This window comes from Pseudomonas sp. S30, from assembly GCF_016518545.1.
Taxonomy (GTDB): Bacteria; Pseudomonadota; Gammaproteobacteria; order Pseudomonadales; family Pseudomonadaceae; genus Aquipseudomonas.
Window position 1 is genome coordinate 189,604 of record NZ_JACVTO010000004.1, and the last position, 23,872, is coordinate 213,475.

Annotated in this window: 17 protein-coding genes and 1 riboswitch; of the genes, 6 read left to right on the forward strand and 11 right to left on the reverse strand. The window is 64.6% G+C overall.

The genetic code is table 11. The features are described from left to right. Positions 1-3: 3 nt before the first annotated feature. The 3 genes from IAE34_RS06710 to IAE34_RS06720 form a co-directional block, all read right to left on the reverse strand. Complete coding sequence (locus tag IAE34_RS06710; protein WP_200138086.1) at positions 4-1,062, reverse strand: microcin C ABC transporter permease YejB; 1,059 nt, start codon at positions 1,060-1,062, stop codon at positions 4-6. Then, on the reverse strand, positions 1,059-2,891 hold the full coding sequence (locus tag IAE34_RS06715; protein ID WP_200138087.1) for an extracellular solute-binding protein: 1,833 nt from the start codon (positions 2,889-2,891) through the stop codon (positions 1,059-1,061). The genes IAE34_RS06710 and IAE34_RS06715 overlap by 4 nt, the downstream gene beginning before the upstream one ends. 70 nt (positions 2,892-2,961) lie before the next feature. Then, the gene (locus tag IAE34_RS06720) at positions 2,962-3,243 is read right to left on the reverse strand and encodes a peptidylprolyl isomerase (RefSeq protein ID WP_200138088.1); all 282 of its coding nucleotides are present in this window, start codon (positions 3,241-3,243) and stop codon (positions 2,962-2,964) included. Positions 3,244-3,443: 200 nt separating this feature from the next. Here IAE34_RS06720 and IAE34_RS06725 point away from each other — a divergent pair, with 200 nt between their 5' ends. The 3 genes from IAE34_RS06725 (at position 3,444) to IAE34_RS06735 (ending at position 10,165) form a co-directional block, all read left to right on the forward strand. Then, positions 3,444-7,781, forward strand: coding sequence for a hypothetical protein (locus IAE34_RS06725; protein WP_200138089.1), 4,338 nt, complete (start codon positions 3,444-3,446; stop codon positions 7,779-7,781). A 55-nt stretch (positions 7,782-7,836) separates the two neighbouring features. Beyond that, positions 7,837-8,706 (forward strand): Ig-like domain-containing protein, encoded by an 870-nt coding sequence (locus IAE34_RS06730; protein WP_200138090.1) that lies wholly within the window; start codon positions 7,837-7,839, stop codon positions 8,704-8,706. Between the two features lie 61 nt (positions 8,707-8,767). Then, a complete protein-coding gene (locus IAE34_RS06735) occupies positions 8,768-10,165 on the forward strand; it encodes a hypothetical protein (protein ID WP_200138091.1) in 1,398 nt (465 codons plus the stop codon). A gap of 120 nt (positions 10,166-10,285) precedes the next feature. Here the strand turns inward: IAE34_RS06735 and IAE34_RS06740 are convergent, their stop codons facing one another. The 4 genes from IAE34_RS06740 to IAE34_RS06755 all read right to left on the reverse strand — a co-directional run bounded on the left by IAE34_RS06740 (position 10,286) and on the right by IAE34_RS06755 (position 15,805). Continuing rightward, positions 10,286-11,353 carry a 3-deoxy-7-phosphoheptulonate synthase gene (locus IAE34_RS06740; protein WP_200138092.1) on the reverse strand — a complete coding sequence of 356 codons (1,068 nt, stop codon included), beginning with the start codon at positions 11,351-11,353 and terminating at the stop codon, positions 10,286-10,288. Positions 11,354-11,944: 591 nt separating this feature from the next. Continuing rightward, positions 11,945-13,096, reverse strand: a complete 1,152-nt coding sequence (locus tag IAE34_RS06745; protein ID WP_200138093.1) for an acyl-CoA dehydrogenase family protein — start codon at positions 13,094-13,096, stop codon at positions 11,945-11,947. 15 nt (positions 13,097-13,111) lie between these two features. Next, positions 13,112-14,182, reverse strand: a complete 1,071-nt coding sequence (locus tag IAE34_RS06750; protein ID WP_200138094.1) for an enoyl-CoA hydratase/isomerase family protein — start codon at positions 14,180-14,182, stop codon at positions 13,112-13,114. A 237-nt stretch (positions 14,183-14,419) separates the two neighbouring features. Next, positions 14,420-15,805 (reverse strand): aldehyde dehydrogenase family protein, encoded by a 1,386-nt coding sequence (locus tag IAE34_RS06755; RefSeq protein ID WP_200138095.1) that lies wholly within the window; start codon positions 15,803-15,805, stop codon positions 14,420-14,422. A gap of 113 nt (positions 15,806-15,918) precedes the next feature. Here IAE34_RS06755 and ptrR point away from each other — a divergent pair, with 113 nt between their 5' ends. Next, positions 15,919-16,803, forward strand: coding sequence for a putrescine utilization regulator PtrR (gene ptrR / locus IAE34_RS06760; protein ID WP_200138096.1), 885 nt, complete (start codon positions 15,919-15,921; stop codon positions 16,801-16,803). A 209-nt stretch (positions 16,804-17,012) separates the two neighbouring features. Next, positions 17,013-17,534 carry an acyloxyacyl hydrolase gene (locus tag IAE34_RS06765; RefSeq protein ID WP_200138097.1) on the forward strand — a complete coding sequence of 174 codons (522 nt, stop codon included), beginning with the start codon at positions 17,013-17,015 and terminating at the stop codon, positions 17,532-17,534. 53 nt (positions 17,535-17,587) lie between these two features. Here IAE34_RS06765 and IAE34_RS06770 read toward each other — a convergent pair whose 3' ends face one another. From IAE34_RS06770 to IAE34_RS06780, 3 genes are read right to left on the reverse strand one after another with little or no spacing between them, the layout of a single operon-like run. Continuing rightward, a complete protein-coding gene (locus tag IAE34_RS06770) occupies positions 17,588-18,610 on the reverse strand; it encodes a FecCD family ABC transporter permease (protein ID WP_200138098.1) in 1,023 nt (340 codons plus the stop codon). Then, on the reverse strand, positions 18,610-19,578 hold the full coding sequence (locus IAE34_RS06775; RefSeq protein ID WP_200138099.1) for an ABC transporter substrate-binding protein: 969 nt from the start codon (positions 19,576-19,578) through the stop codon (positions 18,610-18,612). The genes IAE34_RS06770 and IAE34_RS06775 overlap by 1 nt, the downstream gene beginning before the upstream one ends. Further along, complete coding sequence (locus IAE34_RS06780; RefSeq protein ID WP_200138100.1) at positions 19,575-20,351, reverse strand: ABC transporter ATP-binding protein; 777 nt, start codon at positions 20,349-20,351, stop codon at positions 19,575-19,577. Before IAE34_RS06780 ends, IAE34_RS06775 begins: the two co-directional genes overlap by 4 nt. A 106-nt stretch (positions 20,352-20,457) precedes the next feature. After that, positions 20,458-20,662: riboswitch (cobalamin riboswitch) on the reverse strand. A gap of 289 nt (positions 20,663-20,951) precedes the next feature. Here IAE34_RS06780 and IAE34_RS06785 point away from each other — a divergent pair. Continuing rightward, positions 20,952-22,247, forward strand: a complete 1,296-nt coding sequence (locus IAE34_RS06785; RefSeq protein ID WP_200138101.1) for an MFS transporter — start codon at positions 20,952-20,954, stop codon at positions 22,245-22,247. 151 nt (positions 22,248-22,398) lie between these two features. Here the strand turns inward: IAE34_RS06785 and IAE34_RS06790 are convergent, their stop codons facing one another. Then, positions 22,399-23,733 carry a DUF2254 domain-containing protein gene (locus tag IAE34_RS06790; RefSeq protein ID WP_200138102.1) on the reverse strand — a complete coding sequence of 445 codons (1,335 nt, stop codon included), beginning with the start codon at positions 23,731-23,733 and terminating at the stop codon, positions 22,399-22,401. Positions 23,734-23,872 lie beyond the last annotated feature (139 nt).

Below are 23,872 nucleotides of genomic sequence, written 5' to 3' on the forward strand. Positions count from 1 at the left end.
GCATCAGTGCGCCCTCGTGTCGAAGTCGATGCGCGGGTCGAGCAGGGTGTAGCACAGGTCGCCGATCAGGCGAATCAGCAGCCCGCCCAGGGTGAAGATGAACAAGGTGCCGAACACCACCGGGTAGTCTCGCGAGACCGCCGCGTCATAACTCATGCGTCCCAGCCCATCGAGCGAGAAAATCACCTCGATCAGCAGCGAGCCGGCGAAGAACACGCTGATGAGCGCCTGGGGCACGCCGGCCACCACCAGCAGCATGGCATTGCGCAGCACATGGCCGTACAGCACCCGTCCTGCGCTCAGGCCCTTGGCTTTGGCGGTGACCACGTATTGGCGGGACATTTCTTCCAGAAACGCATTCTTGGTGAGCAAGGTCAAGGTGGCAAAGCCGCCGATGACCAGGGCCCCGACCGGCAACACCAGGTGCCAGAAATAGTCGGCGACCTTGCCCAGCAGGCTCAGTTGATCGAAGTCTTCGGACACCAGGCCGCGCACTGGGAACCAGTTCAGCGATGTGCCGCCGGCGAACACCACGATCAGCAGCAGGGCGAAGAGGAAGGCGGGCAGGGCGTAGCCGACCACGATCAGCACGCTGCTCCAGGCATCGAAGCGGCTGCCATGTCGCACGGCCTTGCGGATGCCCAGTGGAATCGACACGAGGTAGGTGATCAGGGTCGCCCAAAGGCCCAGCGACAGGGTGACCGGCAGCTTGTCGAGAATCAGGTCGCTGACCTTGGCGCCGCGAAAGAAGCTCTGGCCAAAATCCAGCCGGGCGTACTGCCCGAGCATCAGCCACAGCCGTTCGCAGGCGCTCTTGTCGAAACCATACTGCTGCTTGATCTGCTCCAGCAGCTTGGGGTCCAGGCCACGGCTGGCGCGCGAGTCCGCCTGAGCGACTTCGACGCGCGCACCTGGTGCGCCACCCCCCAGGCCCTGCAGGCGCGCCACGGCTTGCTCCACCGGGCCGCCCGGCGCGGCCTGGATGATGGCGAAATTCACCAGCAGGATCGCCAGCAGGGTAGGGACGATCAACAGTAGACGTCGCAGCAGGTAAGCGGTCACGGTGCGGCCTTCAGTCGTTCGGCCATCTGCCGCTCTGTCAGCGGGGTAGGGCTGACTTCCCACCAGCTGTCCAGGCCTTCATCGTAGGCAGGTTGCACCTTCGGCAGGCCGAAGCGGTTCCACCACACGGTGGAGGTGCCCGGAGGATAGTAGTTTGGGATCCAGTAGTAATTCCATTGCAGCACTCGATCGAGCGCACGGGCGTGACGCTGCATGTCAGCCTGGGTCGAGGCCTGCACCAGCCCATCGAGCAGGCGGTCCACGGCTGGATCCTGCAGCACCATCAGGTTGTTCGAGCCAGGGTCGTGGGCGGCGGCGGAGCCGAAGTAGCTGTATTGCTCGGCGCCTGGCGACAAGGTCACGGGGTAGCCGGTGACCACCATGTCATAGTCGCGCGCCATGAGTCGATTGATGTACTGCGCCGAGTCGACGTTGCGGATGGTCAGCTCGATACCGATCTGCGCCAGGTTGCGCTTCCACGGCAGCAGCAGCCGTTCAAGACCGGACTGGCCATTGAGGAAGGTGAAGCTCAGAGGCGTGCCTTCGGCATTGACCAGCCGATCCCCTTCGGGATGCCAACCGGCGGCCCGTAGCAGTTGCAAGGCCTGCAACTGTTGGGGCCGCACGATTCCCGAACCGTCGGTTCGCGGTGCCTGGAAAACCTGGTCGAACACTTCGTCCGGGATCTGCCCCCGCAAGGTTTCGAGCAGTTCGAGTTCGCCCGGGTCGGGCAGGGCCCGCGCGGCGAGCGGAGTGTTGGCATAGAGGCTCTGCTGGCGCACGTACAGATTGCGCATCATTTGCCGGTTGCTCCACTCGAAATCCCAGAGCAGCCCCAGGGCCTGGCGCACGCGGCGATCGGCGAACATCGGGCGCGACAGGTTGAAGACGAAGCCCTGGGCGCTCTGGGGCTTGTTCGGGGCCAGTTGGGCCTTGCGCAGGCGCCCATCGTCCAAGGCTGCACCTGCATAGCCCTGGGTATAGGCGGTGGCCGAGAATTCACGGTTATAGTCGTAGCCGCCGCCCTTGAGTACCTGGCGGGCCACTTCGGTGTCGCCGAAGAACTCCACGCGCAAACGTTGGAAATTGTAGCGTCCGCGATTGACTGGCAGATCACGGGCCCACCAGTCGGCGTCGCGCTCGAACGTGACGCTGCGGCCATTGTCCAGCCGCGCGATGCGATAGGGGCCGCTGCCCACGGGCCTGTCGAAGCCGCCACCGTTGGCGAAATCCCGCTGCTTCCAGTCATGTTCAGGCAGCACCGGCAGGCTCGCCACGTCCAGCGCCAGGGCACGGCCGTGGGGAACACGAAAATCGAAGCGCACGCTGCGCGGCCCTTCCACGGTGACGCCCGTCACATCGGCGAACTGGGTGCGATACTTCAAGCTGCCCTTGCTCATCAATTGCTCGAAGGTGAAGCGTACATCTTCGCCACGCACGGGCTGACCGTCGGCGAAACGCGCCCTGGGATCGATTTCCACGCGCAGCCAGGCATCCCCCGGCCCCCGCTCGAGGGTTTGGGCAATCAGGCCGTAGACCGTATAGGGCTCATCCAGCGAGCGCACCGCCAGCGGCGCGTACAGCCAGCCATCGACCTGACTGATGCCGGTACCCTGGTCGATGTAGGGCAGCACGTGGTCGTACTGACCGATTTCGATGGCCGAGCGACGCAGAGAGCCACCTTTTGGTGCCTCGGGATTGACGTAGTCGAAGTGCTGGAAACCGGCCGGGTAGCGTGGAAGCTCGTCGTAGACGGTCAGCGCATGCGTTGCGCCAGCCTGGGCGGTGAGGCTCAGGCAACCGCCCAGCAGCGCCAGGATCGGTCGCATAAGGCCTGGGCGAAGAGCGGCGATGCCCGCTCCCACAAGGGTGCTGCAGGTGCGGGCTAACAAGGACGGGTCAGTCCTGGCGGCTAGTCACTTCCAGCAGGTGATAGCCGAATTGGGTCTTCACCGGGCCCTGGACGACGTTGACTGGCGCACTGAACACCACCGTGTCGAATTCCTTGACCATCTGGCCCGGGCCGAACGAGCCCAGGTCGCCGCCCTGGCGGCTGGAGGGGCAGCTGGAGTTGGCCTGGGCCACTTCGCCGAAGTCGGCGCCGGCTTCGATCTGGGCCTTGAGTTCGTTGCACTTGTCTTCGCTGCTGACGAGGATGTGACGGGCGGTAGCACGTGGCATGGTGAAGCTTCCTTGGAGAGGTAAAGGGACAAGCCTACCGCAAAGCGTGGCCGCTTGTCTGTGCCTGGCCATGGTGATCCGCGCGGGCGTATCCGGGGCATGCGCTGCACCTGACAATTCTGCCAGTTGTGCCAGTGACGCCGCTGCTCTGAAATCGACGGACCTTCCCGCAGATGGTCCGGCGCATTCCAGGAGCCCCCATGAACGACGACATCGACACCGGTACCGATACCGACCAGGCCAGCAGCCTCGATCGCGATCTCGCCCTCTACAACCAACGCTTCGAGGCAGTGCCGGAGCCTTCCGACTCGGTGCCGATGCTGGGTGCTCCAGCAGAGTATGGTTCGCCGTCCAGCCCGATGTCGCCCGAGGCGCCCTCAGCCCCGTCGTATCCCGGCACGCCCATGGCACCGCAGGCGCCCTCCGATCCGTCTGGCCTCGCCAGTCCCCTGCCGCCCCAGGCGCCATCGGACCATTCATCGGACTTGTCCATGCTCGGCAGCCCAATGGACGACCAGGGTGCCCCAGACGATTCGCTACCCACCGGCAGGCCGTCGGCCAGCCCCATGATGTCTAGCCGCATGGTGGCCAGCCCCATGTCTGTCAGCTCCATGTCTGCCGGTCCGGCGGGCGCCATGTTCCAGTCGTTGAGCCCGATCTACATTCCAGGCTACATCGCCCCGGTGAAGTCCGCTCCGCCGTCTGCGGTAGGCATCAACCACAAGATGATCAGCTATAACCCCAGTGGTCTTCTGATTCTGGTGCAGGCCTACAACAACATGCGCGTCGGTGACTGGATCGAAGTCTTCTGGAACGATCCTGGGGTCTCGGTCGCCTCGATGCTGGTAGGCGAGGGGCGCATCGGCAAGAACAATCCGCTGTTCATCGCGGCTAGCCGGGTGCCGGAAGGCCAGTCGCAACTGTGGTACCGGATCAAGCGGGTGGGGGGCATCGAGGAAGAGTCGATGCGCCTTACGGTGGTCAGCCGCGTCACCTTGCTGCGCGACCTTCCGCCACCGGTGGCCGACCTGCCTGCTGCCGGGTTCATCGGCTCCGACGAGGCCAGCAATGGGGTGACCGTGCGTATCCCTGCCTATCCGGGCATCCACCAGTACGATCGACTGGAAGTGGTCTGGGGCCAGGAAAGCCTCGAGCACATCGTCACGCAGGCCGAGGTCACTGCTGGCGTCAAGCTGACCGTCGACGAAAACACCATCCTCAGCGCTGGCAGCAGCGACAGTCTGGCGCTCGCCTACCGCGTCACCGATGAACTGAACAACGCTTCCGAGGGCTGGTCGCAGCGGGCCGTAGTGCCAGTACGGTTGCAGGACGACCTGTTGCGCGCGCCCTACATCGCCAATCCGGATCCGGATGCCGCCGCCCGCGAGGTCATCGATCTGGATGTGCTAGGGGGCGAGGACTTGCAAGTAGAGGTCGACACCTTCGATCCCAGCTTCAAACTCAACGATGCCATTGAGGTCACGCTCATCGGCATTCCGTCACAGGGCGCGCAGGTCAGCGTCTCGCCGCCGGCCCAGCCGATCCGGCGCCTGGGTCGTACCCTGTTCTTCGACATCGACAATGCGGCGCTGCAAAGCCTGCGTGGCGGCCGCGCGACTGCCTCCTATGCCAACCTGACCCGCCCAGGCCAGGTTGCCAGCCGCGACTTCGCCAGCTTCGCCGGCGCGCAGGAAGTGGGTGTGCGTCCGCTGCTGCTGGAGGCTGCTGCCGATAACAGCGTCGAGCCGTCGCTGGCCAGCGTCTCGGTGCAGATACCAGCCGCTGCGCAGTTGCAGCGCGGTGACAAGGTGATCCTCACCTGGCTGGGAACCCGCAGTGGCGGCGGTCCGGTGTACGAGCAATTCACCAAGGTGGTCAGTGCCAAGGAGGCTGGGCAGCCGCTGGTGTTCACGATTAGCGACGGTCCTCGCTATCTCGCACCACTGGACGGCGGCATCCTCGACCTGGGCTTTCAGGTCCAACGGCGCAACGTGCCGTTGCCCATCTATTCGCTGCACACCAACCTTCAGGTCGGGCAGCCTCACGTGGCGCTGCCGGCGGCCCACCTGGATACCGAGCTGGCCAATGGCAAGCTGGACCCCAAACAGTTCGACCACGACGTCAAAGTGCTCATCGAGCCGTTCTTCAACATGAACGAGGCGCAGGACGTCTACCTGCAGTGGCAACCGGAGTTCGGCCAGCCCTGGGAGGACGACGCGGTGGTGTGGCCGGGCGAACCCCTGGAGTTCGAGATCCCGCACGATCAGTTGCTTGCCAACTATGGCGGGACGGTACAGGTGCGATATTTCGTGGTGGAGCCAGGGCAGCCCGAGCGCTACTCGGACTATCTGGAGTTCGCGATCGGCCAGAGCCAGCTGACTGACCTGGATCCGCCGGAAATCGCCGCGGCCGAAGGCGATGAGCTGGATCCGAGCGCCGTCACCGAGGGCGCACTGATCCTCATACCGGCATCGGCGCAGTTGCAGGCAGGGGATGGGGTGGAGGTGTTCTGGAACGGCTCCGAGGCGGATGGTGTCACCTCTGTCTTCGAATATGTCCTCGAAGATGGCGTGTCACCCGACACGTTGGTGATCGACCACAATTTCGTGGTGGCGAATCTGGGCGGCAGCGTGAACGTCCATTACGACGTTACGCGGCTTAGCGGCCTGACCGACTCGTCGACGCTTGCCACTTTCTTCGTCAACCGTGGCGGGCTGCCGCAGGCGTATTTCGTGGAAGCCGTGGAAGGTAATCTCAATCCCAGTGCCGTACTGCAGAGCGCGTCTGTTCGCATCGGTGCCGATGCCCGGCTCAACGCGGCAGACAATGTTCGGGTATGGCTCGACGACGAGACGTCCAATGCGCGTCAGCATTTCGATGTGACCATCAGCTCTGATGAGGCTGGCAAGGCGCTTACCGTCAGCATCCCGGCGACCGCGATCCAGGCGTTGGAGGGGACGGTGGTGAATCTGCACTACGACATCGAGCGAGGCAGTCCGGCCAGTATCGAGTCCGGCCCCGGACAACGCTACGCCATCAAGCGCCAAGTCGATAATGGCACACTGAGTGTGTTCGGCGCCCGCTACAGTGCCGCCTGCTATCGCGCCTCAAGCACATCCAGGTTGATGGGCGCTTTCGACGCCATCACCCGTAAGCCGATTCTGGCCGAGTGGCGCTATGAGGGCGATGCGCAGGGCCACATCAGTTACACGTGGCTCGACCGCCAGCCCGAGCGTCCTCTGCGGGTGCGCTCGGGTACCGATGCGCTGTGGCTCAACCCTGCCAACGTCATCGGAACCGGACAAAGCGACACGGTGGATGGCAAAGCCGCTTTCACAGCCATGCTCGACACTTCCATCGCTGGCGCTTACCGTCTCTGCGGTTGGGGCTCTCCGGCGGCAGGTGGAGCGTTACCGGCCACCATGCTTGGACACAATAATGTAGCGGAGGTCAGCGCGACCTGCAGTGCGTTCGCTGCACGCCTGAACAATGGCAGCGTGATTTGCTGGGGTAACACCGCTGAAGGTGGAGCTTTTCCGGTTGCGCTGCAGGGCAAGATCTTCACCGAAGTTCGCAGCACCCGGCATGCTTTCGCCGGTCGGACTCAAGTCACGCCTGGCAAGGCCTCCGGAGGCGTCAGCGCATGGGGGCACGCCAGTTATGGTGGGGCAGTGCCAGCCAGCGTCGCCAGCTTGACCGATATCGATGCGCTGTTCTTCAACGCCAGAGTTTTCATCGTCAAGCGTGAGGACGGACGGCTGATTGCTTGGGGGGACGCCACGGGGGGGGCCACATTACCAGCAGCTCTCGCCGCCCCCCCTGCGAGCCCGGAGAAAAAGGTTATCCATGTCAAGGGTAATTTCTCGGCGTTCGTCGCTCGCCTGACCGACAAAAGCCTTGTCGCCTGGGGCAGCGTGGGCTACGGCGGTACGCTTCCGGCGGCGATCGCCAGCCGTCGGGACATCGAGTCCCTGGAAAGCGCAACTGCCCGAGCCTTCACCGTGCTGACGAGCAAAGGGCAAGTTCTCGCCTGGGGGGCGGATACCCACGGCGGTACCGTACCGCCGGCCGTTGCGCTGCTCGATGACATCCTCGAAGTCACCAGCACCTGGTACGCATTCTGCGCTCGGCGGCGAAATGGCCATGTGGTGGCGTGGGGTGATCAGCCCAGTGGGGGATCACTGCCCGCCTCCGTTGCGAGCCTGTCCAACGTTGTCCAGGTGGTCGGCAGCGCCTGGAGCTTCGCAGCATTGTGCAGCGATGGCTCGGTGGTCGCCTGGGGGAGTGCCAAGTCGGGCGGTACGATCCCGGCAGACGTCAAGGCGCGCTTGATCGATGTTCGCGCCATCTACGCCAACAGCAACAGCTTCACGGCGCTTACCGCCGATGGGCGTACCGTGACCTGGGGTCATCAATCCGGTGGTGGCAACAGCGCATCGGTGCAGGCAGAACTGCGTAAAGGGCTTCGCTATGGGCGCCCCGATTCCAGCGGGCTGGTCCCCGTAGCTGCGGACAACGACCTGCGCTCGCGTACCTGAACATTGTCCTTTGACGATTCGCAGCCCTGACGGGCTGCGGACCAGGAGTGCTTTCATGAACGACCTGACCCTGCCTGCGATGTCCATCGTGGACGATGGCAAGCTCGATCCCTCGAAGATCCCAAGCTCCGGTGCACCGGTGATCATGACCATACCCGGCGCCCACGCCGGAAGCAGGCTGAACCTCATGCTGCAGGCGCAGCGCACCGCGCAGCCGTTGTACACCAGCCCCAGTCTGCCGATTGGCGCCAGCGGTCGACCGATCACCCTGCGCATCCCCCGGCAGCATTTCGTCGACCACCTGGGCGAAGCGCTGCAGGTGCTCTACAGCGTCTCATCGGTTGGCACCAGTGCGGCGCTGACGTTCGACGTGGACCAAGGGTTCAGCGGCGAGCAGCGGATCGACCTGAGCAAGCACCTGTACAAACCGCTGTACGTCAATGGCCAGGTGCGCCTGCCCAAGTCGCTGCCATCCTACGCCTTCTACGACCGCGCCTTGCCAGGGGCCAGCGCGTACCGCAGCAGCGACCCAAGTGTCGCGACCGTCGATGGGAAAGGGCGGGTGACACTGATGCGCAACGGTCAGAGCACCATCACGGCGGATCTGCCGGGCGGACCTCAGTCCTATGTGCTGACCGTGAGCGGGATCAGCGGCCTCGAAGTGCTGTCTGCCCAGCCGGTCGACTGGCAGAGCGCCAAGAATCTGTGCGATGCCATGGGCATGGCCATGCCGCAGGAAAGGGACTTCCGATTCATCATCGACGCCTACGGGGTTGAGCTGTCACGGGTGTTGGACGCACGCGCGCCGCTATGGGGCGCATCGGTCGGGGGCAATACCGCGCTGACCCTCGACCCCATCAAGCTGACGGTGACGTCGGAGGCCGTTCAGCCCAACAAGCTGCGACAGGTCATCGGCATCGACTGAGATCGCGCCATCGCTTGAGCAGGTCCCGCCTATCCACCCGAGGGTCGCCGAGATGTTTCGAATGATGCTGCCACGAGCCGGCATGCTGTCGTGCTGCCTGCTGTTCGCCACCGCGTGCCTGCACGCCCCGTCTGGCCACGCCCTGGTCGCCGCACCGGATTCGATCGAGGTGCTGAACCAGAACAACCTGGCCGCTGCTGCCGACGCAGTGGCCCAGGGGGTCGTCATCGCTTCGGCCCTCAATCAGCGCCTGCTCAGTACGCCTGCCGCCTGTGTGCGCAACCAGCCCGACTACACGTGCAGCGGCGTGTTGGCGCGGCCAATGGCGGCCAACCATGCGGCCAGGTTCTGGGAGCATGACGCCGAGGCCACGGCGCGTGGCAGCGAGGCGTTCGTCTACCTGCGCAGCGACCTCGACCAGGGGCCGCTGTCCGGGCGCGGTGGCTACATCCTGATGGCGCGCCTGGAAGCCATGGCCGCGGGCAAGGCCTATGAGGTGAAAGCAAGGCCCAATCCTGCCCAGGTCCAGGTCGGCAACTGGGACGCAAGGCAGCCCACCAACGTCGCCATAGAGGCGCTCTACTACAACCCGGCCGCAAGCAATGACCTGTTCCGCGCGCAACGCTCGCAACTGCAATGGTTCAAGGCTACCGGCGCCTGGCTGCCTATTCTGCGTTACCAGGGCGGGCCAGGTGCGACGTTCGGGTTCGATCAAGGTGAGCAGCTTTACGAGGGCTATCAGATCGCCGAGCGGATCAACTCCCGATACACCACGGTCTCGGCTACCTGTCCTGACGGGCGCGCGCGCTTCTACTGCCAAGGGGTGTGGGTCAGGACCATCAATATTGCCGATGTCGGCAAACACCGGCCCTGGAATCCGAGCCCCAATTCGGTACGCTTGAACGGCGTATCGTTCAGCTGGTTCTCGGCCGATGCCTCGGTCAGCAGGACCTACCACGGCCAAGGGTTCATCATGCGTGAGTCAGGTTATCCCGTGGTCCAGCCCCTGACGGTGCGGTGCGGCTATCCACGCGATGCCGGTACCGGGACCGCAAACGATCCGTGCACGTTCCGCAACCGCTGCGAAGCGCTGGGCATCAACACCACGGCGGCCTGGTTCGCGCGTTATGGTCGAGGGACCAACGAACCCGGCTGTGCCTTCGGCCCTGGCGCTGCGGCCTTTTCCACGATGGTGAACCTGCGCAACCGTACGACCGGCGTCGACATGGGCGTATGGAACGAGATCATGATCGCCGCCTGGCCGCAGAATGTCCCGGCGCAACTGCCTCTGGAAGCCTTCATCTACACGGTGTCGGCCAACCGGATCGGCGCGCAGACCTTCCAGCGCGAGTACGTCCAGTACACCCAGGGCAGCTACCTGCCAGTGCTGTACCTGAATGCCGCGGCCCCGCCGAATCGACTGGTGACCTACAACCTCGATGATCAGCGGGTGGAGTGAGCCTGGTGTAGCGTCGGGGCAATCGAGCATAGGCCTGGGCTGCCGGGTTCGGCCCGGCAACCCGAGGCGATCGGGCGCACCTGCGGCAGATCACGGGTGCGCGTCATGTCTGCTGGAGGATTACCGGCGAAGGTCCTGCGCGGCTGCCTGCAGCAGCTGCTCGGTGCTACCCCATCCCAGGCAACCATCGGTGATGGACACGCCGTACTTCAGTGCGCCCTTGCCCAGCGACTGGCAGCCCTCGAACAGATGTCCCTCGATCATCATGCCGATGATCGACGTGTCGCCGGCCAGGCGTTGCCGGAGCACGTCCTCGAAGACCCTGGGCTGCCGTGCAGGATCCTTGCCGCTGTTGGCGTGGCTGCAGTCGACCATGACCCGGGCCGGCAGACCGGCCTTTGCCAGGCCCTGGCGGGCCAGGGCGAGACTGTCGGCATCGTAGTTTGGGCCTGTATGGCCGCCGCGCAGCACCAGATGGGTATCAGAGTTGCCGAACGTCTCGATGATCGCCGGATAGCCCTGGGCATCCATGCCGAAATGGCGATGGCCGGCGCTGGCACTGCGCATGGCATCGGTGGCGATGGTCACGCCGCCGTCGGTGCCGTTCTTGAACCCGACCGGCAGTTCCAGGCCACTGACCATCTCCCGGTGGATCTGTGACTCGGTGGTACGGGCGCCGATGGCCGCCCAGCTCAGCACGTCGTCGAAGTAACCGGCCGCCATGGGCTGCAACAGCTCGGTGGCGATCGGCAGACCGCGCTCGAGCATGCCCAGCATCAGGCCGCGAGACAGGCCCAGGCCGGCGTGCATGTCATCGCTGCCATCCAGATGCGGATCGTAGGCCAGGCCTTTCCAGCCTACCGTGGTGCGCGGCTTTTCCACGTAGGCGCGCATGACCAGCAGCAGTCGATCGTTGACCTCATGGCTCAAGGCGGCCAGACGGTCGGCATACTCGAGCGCCGAGCGTGGGTCGTGGATCGAACAGGGGCCGACGATTACCAGCAGGCGCGAATCGCGGCCTTCGAGAATGGCGCGAATGGCCTGACGATGCGTGTGGACCTGTTGCGCGAGTTCGCTGGAGAGCGGCATCTGCTGCTTGAGCAGATGAGGGCTGGGCAGGCGCTGGCTGACGGGTGCGTTGGCAGCGACGGGCTGGGTGAGCGGCAGAGCGAGATTCGAAGAAGGCATGGCATGGTTTTCCTTGGGCGGACGGTGCGAGAGGCTCGCGCAGCGCCGGCCCTATCGAGGTGTTCGACAGGTCGTCGATTGACTGTGTGCAGCATCGCCACCGGGGATCGACCGTACGGAGGCGGCAGGCTGGCCCGAACGGAATTGGCTAAATCGCCAGGCGTAGGTGAAGGCGCTGCGGTAATAGGTGTGGTTCATGACGCTGTCCTCGGAAGCAATAGGTGAAATCGAGAGCCCTGAAATGCAAAACCCCCGGTCGAGGAGCCGACCGGGGGTTTGAGTATTCTCATGTTCGGCGGCCCCTCGAAGGTGGGCGCCGTGTGGATATCGGCGCCTAGTGGCTAAACCAATACCCAAAATAGGAGAGGCACAGCAGTTCTTCACCAGCAACGGCCAGCACAGGACGCGCTGGGCGGCCAGTGGCGAGGGCAGGGTTGCAGGGGATGTTCGACATGCTGTTCTCCAGTGAGTGGGTCGAGCTTACTGCACGGCACATGGGCTGTTCAATGGTTAAATGCTATTGAAGCGATTACCGTCGGTGCGTCAGGGCAGCGGCAGGCGCGGCGCACAGGGCCCACGCCTTTGTGCAGATCAAATCGAATAGTGCTTGAGCTCGCGCGCGATGAGCATGCGCTGGATTTCGCTGGACCCTTCGTAGATCTGGGTGATGCGCGCATCGCGATAGTATTTTTCCACCGGATAGTCCTCCAGATAGCCGTAGCCACCGTGCACCTGAATGGCCATCGAACACACTCGCTCGGCCATTTCCGAGGCGAACAGCTTGGCCTGGGAGGCTTCCGACAGGCAGGGGCGTCCGGCACTGCGCAAACGCGCCGCATGCAGAATCAACAGGCGCGCGGCATTGAGCTGGACGTGCATGTCGGCCAGCAGGTTGGCGATGCTCTGGTGCTCGCCGATCGGCTTGCCGAATTGCAGGCGATCGCGCGAATAGCCCAGGGCCGCTTCGAAGGCGGCGCGCGCGATGCCCAGGGCCTGGGCGGCAATGCCGATCCGCCCGCCTTCGAGATTGGACAGGGCGATGGCCAGGCCCTTGCCGCGTTCGCCCAGCAGATTGGCCTCGGGGATGCGACAGTGTTCCAGGGTGACCGCGCAGGTGTCCGAGGCACGAATGCCCATCTTGTGCTCGCTGCGATCGACCTTGAAGCCGGGGTTGTCGGTCTGCACCAGAAACGCCGAGAGTCCTTTCTTGCCCAGCGCCGGATCGGTCACCGCGAAGACGATGGCCAGGCCGGCGCGACGGCCATTGCTGACGAACTGCTTGGCACCGTTGAGCACCCAGTGGCCGTCGATCAGCTCGGCGCGGGTGCGCAGGTTGTGCGCCTCTGACCCGGCCTGAGGTTCGGTCAGGCAGAAGCAGCCGATCACCTCGCCGCTGGCCAGGCAAGGCAGCCAGCGTTGCTGTTGCTCGTCCGTGCCATAGGCCAGCAGCGGCCCGCAGCCTACTGAGTTGTGAATGCTCATCAGCGCGCCAGCGGCGCCGTCACCGGCCGAGATCTCCTCCACCGCCAGGGCATAGGCGACGTAATCGGTGTAGCTGCCGCCGAAGGTGTCAGGTACCACCATGCCCAGCAGGCCCAGCTCACCCATGGCCCGCACCACCGTGTCATCGATCCAGCCGGCCTTTTCCCAGGCCTGTGCATGGGGTGCGATTTCGCCTCGGGCGAAATCCCGCGCCATGTCGCGGATCATGATCTGTTCTTCGCTCAATTCCAGGTCTTGCATGGGGCGACTCCCGGCTCAGAGGCCTTCGAAGAATTGCTCGACACGCTCGCGCGGCAGGGCCGCCAGCGTGGGTGGATTCCAGCGCGGCTGTTTGTCCTTGTCGACGATCAAGGCGCGTACGCCTTCGACGATGTCGCCATGGGCGAACCACTGGCGATCCAGGTGCAGTTCCATGGCGAAGCAGTCTTCCAGGCTCAGGTGACGGCCGCGGCGCAGCATTTCCAGGGTCACCGCCATGGCCAGCGGCGAACGGCTGTCCAGTTGATCGGCAGTGCTCAGGGCCCATTGCTGGCTGTCACCAATGCGCACTGCGCGCAGCTGCTCGGCGATGCTGGCCACGTCGGGCTGGCTGAAATAGTGGTCGATCACGGGACGTAACCGCGCCAGTGGCGCATCCTCCAGCGCCTGGGTGCCCAGCCTGGCGAGCAGCCCCTGCAGATCCTTGAGCGGGTTGTGGCCGAAGCTCAGGTCGTCCAGCCCCTGCTGGAGCGAATCCAGCCTGTCGCTGGCCATGTACCAGTTCGCCAGGCCGCAGTACAAAGCATCGGCGGCCTGGATTTGGGTGCCGCTCACACCCAGGTAGGTGCCGATTTCGCCTGGGAGGCGGGAAAGAAAGTAGCTGCCGCCTACGTCTGGAAAGTAGCCGATACCCACTTCCGGCATGCCCAGGCGGCTGCGCTCGGTGACGAGGCGCAGGTCGGCACCCTGGGCCAGGCCCATGCCCCCGCCCAAGGTGAAGCCGTCCATTACCGCCAGAATCGGCTTGCGATAATGATGGATGCACAGGTCCAGTGCATATTCTTCGACGAAGAACTGCTCGTGCAGGTCGCTGCCGGCCTTGAAGCTGTCGTGCAGCGCGCGGATGTCGCCGCCTGCGCAGAAACCCTTCGGGCCGTTGCCACGCAGCACCACGACCTTGATCCGCGCATCCTGGGCCCAGGCGTCGAGCTGACGGCGAAGGCTGCGGACCATGTCCAGCGTCAGGGCATTGAGGCCACTAGGGCGGTTGAGCGTGAGGTAGCCGATATGGTTGCTGACGTGGGTCAGCACGTGGTCGTCGACATCGGTTCGAGCATGCGCGTTCATCGCGTTCTCCCTGCTTTGTTATTGATTTTCCATAGCATTCTGGAAATACGCTTGAGGGTCGAGGGATCCTGACATGCGTATTTACCCGGCACAATCGACAAATCTGCACGCCGTGCGTGCATTTTTGCGACAGGCGGGCAAGTGGTTGGACAACGAGCAGTGTAGATGGTTGGCAGGCCCACAGCGGCGTTGCACCGCCGTGGGGGAATCGACGCCAGAGATCAGGCAGCAGGGCGTCTAGTTACGGTCCGACCAGACCGTCTGCACGTTGCAGAACTCGCGCACGCCAAAGTGCGAGAGTTCGCGGCCGAACCCACTCTTCTTCACACCACCGAAGGCCACGCGAGGGTCCGAGGCGCAGTAGCCGTTGATGAACACCGCGCCGGTATCGAGGGCATCGGTCATGCGCTCGGCCAAGGCCAGGTCGGCGGTGTAGAGGGTCGAGGCGAGGCCGAACTCGCTGTCGTTGGCCAATGCCACCGCGTGTTCGGCGTCGCGTGCCGCGATGATCGCAGCTACCGGGCCGAAGAGTTCCTGCTTGAAGGCGGTCATGTCCGGGGTCACATCGCCCAGCACGGTCGGCGCATAGAAGTTGGCCGTGCCCTCGATCTTGTGACCGCCCAATAGTAGCGTGGCGCCTTCGGCCAGGCTCGCCTGGACCTGGCCGTCGAGCTCGTCGCGCAGGTCGAAACGGGCCATCGGGCCAATGTAGGTGGCGTCCTCCAGCGGGTTGCCCAGTTGCAGCGCGCGGGTCGCCTCCACGAACTTGTCGGTGAACGCCTGGACGATGCTGTCTTCGATGATGAAGCGCTTGGCTGCCGCGCACACCTGACCGGTATTCTGATAGCGACCGATCACCGCGGCCTTCACGGCCGCGTCCAGATCGGCGTCGGCCAGAACGATGAAGGGATCGGAGCCGCCGAGTTCGAGTACGCACTTCTTCAGCGCAGCCCCGGCCTGAGCGCCAATGGCCATCCCGGCGCGCACGCTGCCGGTGAGGGTGACGGCGGCGACCCGAGAGTCGTTGATGGCGCGGGTCACACCTTCGGGTGTGACGTTGATCACCTCGAATACGCCCGCTGGCAGCCCGGCCTGGTCGAACAGATCGGCCAGCAGGTAGGCGCTACCCATCACGTTCGGCGCGTGCTTGAGCACGTAGGTATTACCGGCGAGCAGCGCCGGCACTGCGCCACGCAGCACTTGCCAGATGGGGAAATTCCACGGCATGACCGCCAGGATCGGACCGAGCGGGCGATACTCGATACGCGCCTTGGCCACTTGAGTGGGCTCCGGGGCGAGCATCGCCGGGCCGTGCTCGGCGTACCACTGGCACAGATTGACACATTTGCTCACCTCGCCACGGGCTTGGACGATCGGCTTGCCGATTTCACGGGCGATCATCTGCGCGAAGGTTTCATGACGGCTCTGCAGGGCCTCGGCCAGTGCCGACAGGTACTGGCTGCGCTGGGCGAGGGAAACCCGGCGCCATTGCTCGTATCCACCCTTGGCCCGTTGCAGCGCGGCGTCTAGTGCCGCTTCGGTTTCGTAGGGGTAGGCGGCGATCTGCTCGGCGGTGTAGGGGTCGATGGAAATGGCGTGGGTCAGAGGGCTGATCGAACTCATGACGGTTCCTCCAGGGATGGACGGTGGCGTTTTGCGTGAGGCTAGACTAAAGGTGCACCGCTTTAATGAAAACTGAATAATAATGAGCGAAACGTTCACGAATGGAGAAAGGCATGGATCTGGTCCAGCTGGAGATGTTCAAGGCCGTCGCAGAGCACGGCAGCATCAGCGCGGCGGCACAGCAGATCCACCGTGTGCCTTCGAACCTCACCACGCGAATCAAGCAGCTCGAGGAAGACCTGGGTGTCGAGTTGTTCATCCGCGAGAAGAGCCGCTTACGGCTGTCCCCGGCAGGCTGGAATTTCCTGGAATACACGCGGCGCATCCTCGACCTGGTGCAGGAAGCACGCGCCACGGTGGCCGGCGAAGATCCTCAGGGCACCTTCGCCCTGGGCTCACTGGAGAGTACGGCGGCGGTGCGCATTCCGGCACTGCTGGCCGCCTACAACCAGCGTTACCCCAAGGTGGACCTGGACCTGTCCACCGGGCCTTCGGGGACCATGCTCGAAGGGGTGCTGTCCGGGCGTCTGGTGGCGGCGTTCGTCGATGGACCAGTGCTGCACCCGACCCTCGAGGGCGTCGCGGTGTTCGAAGAGGAGATGGTGGTGATCGCCCCGCTGAATCACGCCCCGGTCAGCCGGGCTCAGGATGTGAACGGGGAGGGCATCTACGCGTTTCGCGCCAACTGTTCCTATCGTCATCATTTCGAGAACTGGTTCGTCCAGGACCAGGCGGTGCCCGGCAAGATCCACGAGATGGAGTCTTACCACGGCATGCTCGCCTGCGTCAGCGCCGGTGCCGGATTGGCGCTGATGCCACGCAGCATGCTCGACAGCATGCCAGGCGCCAGTACCGTCAGCGTGTGGCCGCTGTGCGAGGATTTTCGTTACCTCAGAACCTGGCTGGTGTGGCGCCGCGGCACGGTTTCACGCAGCTTGAGCATGTTCATCCGCTTGCTTCAGGAGCAGACCGGGCAGTCAGAAATGAGCGATAACTGAGCAGATAGATGTCTTGCTAACATTTTTTTCACGCATTCATGACAAATGCCTTTCCTATTGGCAGATGTCTGATGATAATCCCGAGCGTATACGGCGTGTGCCCAGATGGGATGTGATGGGCACAGGCACATAAAAGGGGTAGGACCCCATTGCCGCAGGCCGCCTGCCATCGACTGCCTGTCCGTGAAGTCCATCTGGAGTAGTCATTGATGAAGATCCGTCTCGCCGCCTCGCTCGCCGTGGCAATGCTGGCCTTGGCCGGCACCAACCTGGCTCAGGCCGCTCAGGTCTCGGGCGCCGTCGGCGTCACCAGCCAGGGCGACATGACCTACCGCCTGGGCATGTCCTTCGACTGGGACAAGAAGTGGCTGCAGAGCAGCGTCGGCCACGTCAGCGGTTACTGGGACGCCGGATACACCTACTGGGAAGGTGGCGACTACAGCGGCGCCCACTCGCTTTCGTTCAGCCCGGTGTTCACCTACGAATTCGGCGACTCGGGCTACGTGCCGTTCATCGAGGCGGGCATCGGTATCGCCGTGTTCTCCAAGACCGATGTGGGCGATCAGAAACTGGGTTCGGCCTTCAACTTCGAAGACCGCATCGGCTTCGGCGTGAAGCTGCCAGGCCAGCAGAAGGTCGGCATCCGTGCCACCCACTACTCCAACGCCGGGATCAAGGAGCCGAACGACGGTATCGAGTCGTACGCTCTGTTCTACAGCGCGGCATTCTAGTACCGCCGCGGGACGATGCATCGCCGCGGCGGCGGTGCATCAGGCGCGGCAGCTCAGGCCTTGCGCCGCAGCAGCACGATGAAGAACAGGCCGCCCAGCGCCGCCGTGGCGATACCGATGGGCAGGTCCTGTGGGGCGATCAGCGTTCGTGCACCCACATCCACCCAGACCATGAACAGCGCGCCTGACAAGGCGCAGACTGGCAGCAGCCGACGGTGTTCGGCCCCCACCAGACGCCGCGCCATGTGCGGCACCATCAGGCCGACGAACCCTATGGCGCCGGATAGCGAGACCAGCACGCCGGTCAGCAGCGCCGTGGCGACGAAGACCCTGGCCCTGACCGCCCTGGGCTCGAAACCCAGGCTCACCGCAGTCTGTTCGCCACTCATCAAGGCATTGAGTGCACGCGCCTGACTCATCAACAGGACCAAGCCTGCCAGCACGCACAGTACCGGCAGCCACAGCAACGACCACTGCGCCAGGCCCAGGCCGCCGAGCATCCAGAACATGACCGAGGCTGCCGCGTGGGGATCCCCGGTATAAAGCAGCAGATTGGCCGCTGCCATGACCACGAACGAGACCGCGACGCCGGCCAGCAGCAGTCGGTCGCTTTCCAGTCGGCCGCCTCGGCTGGCCACGCCCAGTACCAGGAGCATGCTGCCCAGGGCGCCGATGAAGGCAGCCAGCGGTAGGCTGAAGGCACCTGCGAACGGGCCCAGGAACAGCACCACGGACACTGCACCGAATACCGCGCCGGCGCTCACGCCCAGCAGGTGCGGATCGGCCAGCGGGTTACGCGTCACCGCCTGCAGTGCGGCGCCGACCAGTGCCAAGCCCATGCCGACCAGGGCCCCCAGCAGCACCCGCGGTGCACGGATCTGCCAGACGATCTGCGCCTGGCCATGACTCCAGTCACCCGGCCCTCCCAGCCCCAGCTGCTGGCTCAGGATCCCCAGCACCTTGCCCAGCGCCACCTGGGCCGAACCAAAGCCCAGCGACAGCGCGCAGGACAGCGACAGCACGGCCACCAGCCCCACCATCAGGCAGCGATAACCTGCCTGACTGCGCACGGGCATCATGGCTGCACCTGGCCGACCCGTTGCGGGTGCAGCGCCTTGGCCAGCGTTTCGATTGCAGCGGCGTTCTCCACCGACGGCGTGACCTGCAGGTACGACAGCACCACGAAGCGTCGCTCGCGGATCGCCTCGACGCTTTGCAGTGCCGGTTGGCGAAGCAGAAAATCACGTTTTTCCTGCCAGCGGGTCGGGCCGTAGTCGACGATGACGATCACCTCGGGGTCCCGCTCCACCACACTTTCCCAACTGACTTGCGTCCAGCTGGCAGCGACGTCGGCCATGATGTTGTCGCCTCCGGCCAGCCCGATCAGCACCTGCGGCATGCCAAGTCGCCCGGAAGTGGTCGGGCGGTCCTCGCCGCTGTCGTAGAGAAACACCCGAGGGCGCTGAGCGGCCTGGGCGGTGCGTTCGGCCACCCGCGCGATGCGCTCGCGCAGCTGGCCGATCAGCGCGGTGGCCCGATCGCGCACGTCGAAGATCCGCCCCAGGTTGTCCAGGTCGCGGTAGAGGTCTTCCAGGCTGGCTGTACGCTGGGGCATGATCCACGAGCAGGACTCGCTCAGCTCGTAGACGGGGATGCCGAAGGGGGCCAGGGTCTGGGGCGTGACCGGGCCGCCGACGCGCATCCCGTAGTTCCAGCCCGCGAAGAACAGATCGGCATCCACCTCCACCAGGTTTTCGACCGAGGCGTAGCGCGCCGCCAGCTCTGGCAAGCCTTTCAAGGCTTCGCGCAGGCTCGGGTCCAGTGTCTTCCAGCCACTGATGCCGGTGTAGCCGACCATGTGGTCGCGCAAGCCCAGCGCCAGGAGCATGCCGGTCAGGTTGATGTCATGACTGACCGCGCGCCGGGGCGCGCGGTCGAAGGTCACGTCGCGCTCGCAACTGCGGACGGTGACCGGGTAGGAGGCTGCCTGCACAATCTGCGGCAGGGCGGTCGACAAGGCAAGACAGACGAGCAGCGCTTTCATGCGGGACTGATCCAGGTGATGCGGGGGTGGCAGGCGCGCGGGTGGGTGTCGACCAGCGCATGAACGCCGAACACCTCGGCCAGTCGCTGTTCGGTGAGCACCTGCTCGGGCGTGCCGTGGGCGACTATTCGGCCGGCGTCGAGCACGTAGAGGCGATCGCAGAATGCCGCAGCCAGGTTCAGGTCGTGGAAGCTGGCCAGCAGGCTCAGGCCGGTGTCGCGCAACTGCTGCAGCAGAGCGAGCTGGAAGCGTGGGTCGAGATGGTTGGTCGGCTCGTCGAGCACCAGCAACCGTGGCTGCTGGACCAGGGCGCGGGCCAGCAGTACCCGCTGCTTCTCGCCGCCGGAGAGGCAGGTGAAGGCATCCTGGGCGCGGGTGAGCAGGTCCAGGCGCTCCAGGGTGAGGTCGATCAGGTCGGCATCGCCGTGGGCGTCGAACCAGCCCAGGTGCGGCGTGCGACCCATGGCCACGACATCGCGTACGCTCAGGCCGAATTCTTCCGGAAATTCTTGCAGCATGACCGCGATGCGCTGCGCGGCCCAGCGCGGCGTGTGCTGCCACAGGTCGTCGCCTTCGAGCAGCACCTGCCCGGTGTCCGGACGGTTGTAGCGATACGCGCAACGCAGCAGGCTGGTCTTGCCGCTGCCGTTGGGACCGATCAGGCCGACCGATTCGCCCGCGCCGACGTGCAGGTCGATGCCTTCGAGCAGGGGCCGGGACAGGCCCTGGGGCGACCAGGACAGGCGGTGAAGGTGCAGGGTGGGGCAGGGCATGCAGAAACCGACCGTCGCAGGGAATGAAACCCCGTGCTCGGGTGCGCGCTGGTGCCGCGCGCAGCTCGCTCGCGAAAACCGGCCAGCGCCCGCCCGCCGCGGGAGTTGCCTAGGGCTGTGTCAGGCCGGTCTCCGGGCTTGCGAGGGGCATGAGGCCTTCACCTTCCCATGCCGGGGCACAGTGGTGTGTCGAAGGGCTCGCTCGCCTACCGTTGCGGGGGCAGCGCCGGACTGCTCGAGGGAACGAGGCACCGGCTTCCCGTTTAATCCTCGACGCGGCGGTCGCGGACACCTGAAACAAGGGGCGCATCTGAGCACTTTATGGCCTGGGGAGTCAATCGATGTTGGGCGTCGCGCCGTCGATGCACAGGGTCGGATGAGGGCGGGCGCGGGCATTCGATCCGCAGCGCGTGGGCCTGGGCGCCGCTCTCCTGAGGCTGAGCCTGCAACCCTTGCGCCAGACAGCTCGCTGGCCTCGACATCCGTCTGGCGGGACGGCCGCAACATGAGGATATTTCACTAATCGTTTCAGGATGTGTCCGGCATACTCGAATGGCCGAAGCGCACAACATCAAGAAGATTCACGCTGGAGAACCGTCTATGCCTGCTTCACCTAACGCCCCCCGGTCCAAGGCCGGTGCGGTGTTCCGCGTCACCTCGGGTAACTTCCTCGAACAATTCGACTTCTTCCTGTTCGGCTTCTATGCCACCCAGATCGCGGGCGCCTTCTTCCCGGCCTCCAGCGAATTTGCCTCGTTGATGATGACCTTCGCCGTGTTCGGTGCGGGCTTTCTCATGCGCCCGTTGGGCGCCATCGTGCTGGGCGCGTACATCGACGATGTCGGCCGGCGCAAGGGGCTCATCGTCACCCTGTCGATCATGGCCAGCGGTACGCTGCTGATCGTACTGGTGCCGGGCTTCGCCACCATTGGCTATTGGGCGCCCGTGCTGGTGCTGATCGGCCGACTGCTCCAGGGCTTCTCGGCCGGCGCCGAGCTGGGAGGCGTCTCGGTGTATCTGGCTGAAATGGCCACCCCGGGCAAGAAAGGCTTCTATACCAGCTGGCAGTCCGGCAGTCAGCAGGTGGCGATCATCGTCGCCGCTGCACTGGGCTATGCCCTGAACCAGTCGCTGCAACCGCTGCAGATCAGCGAGTGGGGCTGGCGCATTCCGTTCGCCGTGGCCTGCCTGATCATCCCGTTCATCTTCTTCCTGCGGCGCAACCTTCAGGAAACCGAGGCCTTCGAGCAGCGCACCCATCGTCCGACCATGAAGCAAGTGCTGGCCACGCTGGCGCAGAACTGGAGCACCGTGATCGCTGGCATGATGATGGTGGCGATGACCACCAGCGCGTTCTACCTGATCACGGTCTACGCCCCCACCTTCGGCAAGAGCGTGCTCAACCTGAGTACCACCGATGCCTTGCTGGTCACGCTGCTGGTCGGGGTGTCGAACTTCATCTGGCTGCCCATCGGCGGCACCCTCAGCGACCGCATCGGCCGCAAGCCGATGTTGATCGCCATGACCACCTTGACCATCTTCACCGCTTATCCGGCGCTGTCGTACCTGGCCCAGGCGGCCAGTTTCGCGCACATGCTCGAAGTGCTGCTGTGGTTCTCGTTCCTGTACGCGATGTACAACGGCGCGATGATTCCGGCACTCACCGAAATCATGCCGGCCGAAGTGAAGGTGGCGGGGTTCTCCCTGGCCTACAGTCTGGCGACTGCGTTGTTCGGTGGCTTCACGCCGGCCATGTCGACCTGGTTGATCCACGAGACCGGCGACAAGGCCGCGCCGGCCTATTGGGTAAGTTTCGCTGCGGTGTGCGCGCTCGGTGCGACCCTGATCCTGTATCGGCAGATGGCCGTACGGGCGCGGGCCACGGCGCAGCCCTGAGTGTCGAGGCCCGCCCGCATGGGCGGTGCGGGCCTCGGCCGATGCCCCGCGCGTGGGGCTGGAACCCGCAAACAAGAGGTCTTCGAGGCGGTCGATGACCTGACGCGTAGTCTGGGATTCAAGCCGTCCGTCGTGAAAGCCTGACCTGCCCCTACGGATGGTGGGGGAGCTGGCTGACGATCATCGGGTTAGAGGGCGCCGTACGGCACTGACCTTCCAGCAAGGGCCTGGCCACGGCCCGCAATCGTTGTTTTTCCTCTTCCAGAACGAGCGCCGTTTCGGCACGCTTGACCAGCAGGGCCGCGTGCAGTCGGCATTGCTCGCCGAACTGGGCGGGGGCGATGTCGGACAAGCTGATCAGCGCCTTGACCATGCGCAGGTCGATTTCCAGCAATCCTGCCCCATCACGGGCGATCAAAGTGAAGAAGTCGTCGAACAGGTCGTTCACATCCAGGCAGCGGACGTGTACGCGACGGCAGTCTTCGTCCAGCTCCTCGGCGGTCGGTTCCTGCGTCGCCCATTGTGTGAAACACCGAACGCCCCGTCCGATCACATCGATGGCGGTGCCCGAATCGTTGGTCGCTGGCGACAAGGCCCGCGAAGCGACCTCCGCCAGCACGGACAGACCAAAGCGCGGATCCTGCTCGAAGGTGCGGCGCAGACCCAGGGTGAAGGCGTGGAGCAGCTCGCGGGAGAGTGTTTCGTCAGCCGTCCTGGTGTGGTCTTCCAGGACCACGCGTGCCAGAGGCGCTCCCAGGTGCACGAAGCTGCCCGGCAGCACCTCCAGGTAGATCATCGCCCGCTGTCGTTTGGCTACGACGGCCAGCGCGCTGACGTCGATGTGCTGCACATAGCCCGTGTCGCGGCTGAGGAATGTCATCGCGTGCTCAGGCAGCACGAAGTGCAGCGGGTAGGGTGCGCCACCCAGGCAGGGCCAGCGGGCACGTCGCGCCAGCGCGGTGAGGGTGGCGACCTCGACCCGGTCGATGGTCTCACCGACCCTGCCCAGCGTGGACAGGTGATCGATCCAGCGCAGCAAGGTGTAGACGATCAGCACGATCATCACCAAGGTTACCGCGAACAACACTACCCGTCCCTGGGCACCGTAGGCACCGGTGCTTAGCGCGATGATGCCCACCAGACTGAACAGGAACGAGCCGATGAATGTGGCCAGTGCGTTCTGGGTGGTGGTGTCTTCCATCACCAAGGTGGTCGCCCTGGGGGTGGCGCTATTGCTGGCGGCGCCGTAGGCCGACACGATGGTGCTCAGGGAGAAGGTCGTCACCGCCAGCATGCTGGAAGCGATGATCCCGAGGATCTTGTCGACCGAGTCCGCGCCGATCCTGGCCGGGAGGGCAGGCGGGACGAAGTCGCGCAGGGCGATGGCCAGCAGGGCGGTGAGCACCCCGACCACGGAGAACAGTGTTGCGCGAAACCAGAGCCGCTTGGTCATCTGACCCAGGGCCCAGCGCCAGCGAGCGATCATTCGGCTACCTGACCAGGGAGAGGGGAGCGCTAGGCCATCGAGCCCAGGCTATGCCCGATTGAGTGGTGAAGAGGGGGAAAAGTTTAGAATGCCTGTTCACACTCGACGCCAGCCCCGCTCGCCATCAGCCTGGCGTTGG

What these genes read in the sequence shown, in the direction of transcription:
- IAE34_RS06730 (WP_200138090.1), top strand. Translation starts at nt 7,837, where the DNA reads ATGAACGACCTGACCCTGCCTGCGATGTCCATCGTGGACGATGGCAAG.
- IAE34_RS06725 (WP_200138089.1), top strand. Translation starts at nt 3,444, where the DNA reads ATGAACGACGACATCGACACCGGTACCGATACCGACCAGGCCAGCAGC.
- IAE34_RS06750 (WP_200138094.1), bottom strand. Translation starts at nt 14,182, where the DNA reads ATGAACGCGCATGCTCGAACCGATGTCGACGACCACGTGCTGACCCAC.
- IAE34_RS06715 (WP_200138087.1), bottom strand. Translation starts at nt 2,891, where the DNA reads ATGCGACCGATCCTGGCGCTGCTGGGCGGTTGCCTGAGCCTCACCGCC.
- IAE34_RS06755 (WP_200138095.1), bottom strand. Translation starts at nt 15,805, where the DNA reads ATGAGTTCGATCAGCCCTCTGACCCACGCCATTTCCATCGACCCCTAC.
- IAE34_RS06720 (WP_200138088.1), bottom strand. Translation starts at nt 3,243, where the DNA reads ATGCCACGTGCTACCGCCCGTCACATCCTCGTCAGCAGCGAAGACAAG.
- ptrR (WP_200138096.1), top strand. Translation starts at nt 15,919, where the DNA reads ATGGATCTGGTCCAGCTGGAGATGTTCAAGGCCGTCGCAGAGCACGGC.
- IAE34_RS06765 (WP_200138097.1), top strand. Translation starts at nt 17,013, where the DNA reads ATGAAGATCCGTCTCGCCGCCTCGCTCGCCGTGGCAATGCTGGCCTTG.
- IAE34_RS06740 (WP_200138092.1), bottom strand. Translation starts at nt 11,353, where the DNA reads ATGCCTTCTTCGAATCTCGCTCTGCCGCTCACCCAGCCCGTCGCTGCC.
- IAE34_RS06780 (WP_200138100.1), bottom strand. Translation starts at nt 20,351, where the DNA reads ATGCCCTGCCCCACCCTGCACCTTCACCGCCTGTCCTGGTCGCCCCAG.
- IAE34_RS06790 (WP_200138102.1), bottom strand. Translation starts at nt 23,733, where the DNA reads ATGATCGCTCGCTGGCGCTGGGCCCTGGGTCAGATGACCAAGCGGCTC.
- IAE34_RS06745 (WP_200138093.1), bottom strand. Translation starts at nt 13,096, where the DNA reads ATGCAAGACCTGGAATTGAGCGAAGAACAGATCATGATCCGCGACATG.
- IAE34_RS06735 (WP_200138091.1), top strand. Translation starts at nt 8,768, where the DNA reads ATGATGCTGCCACGAGCCGGCATGCTGTCGTGCTGCCTGCTGTTCGCC.
- IAE34_RS06785 (WP_200138101.1), top strand. Translation starts at nt 20,952, where the DNA reads ATGCCTGCTTCACCTAACGCCCCCCGGTCCAAGGCCGGTGCGGTGTTC.
- IAE34_RS06775 (WP_200138099.1), bottom strand. Translation starts at nt 19,578, where the DNA reads ATGAAAGCGCTGCTCGTCTGTCTTGCCTTGTCGACCGCCCTGCCGCAG.
- IAE34_RS06770 (WP_200138098.1), bottom strand. Translation starts at nt 18,610, where the DNA reads ATGCCCGTGCGCAGTCAGGCAGGTTATCGCTGCCTGATGGTGGGGCTG.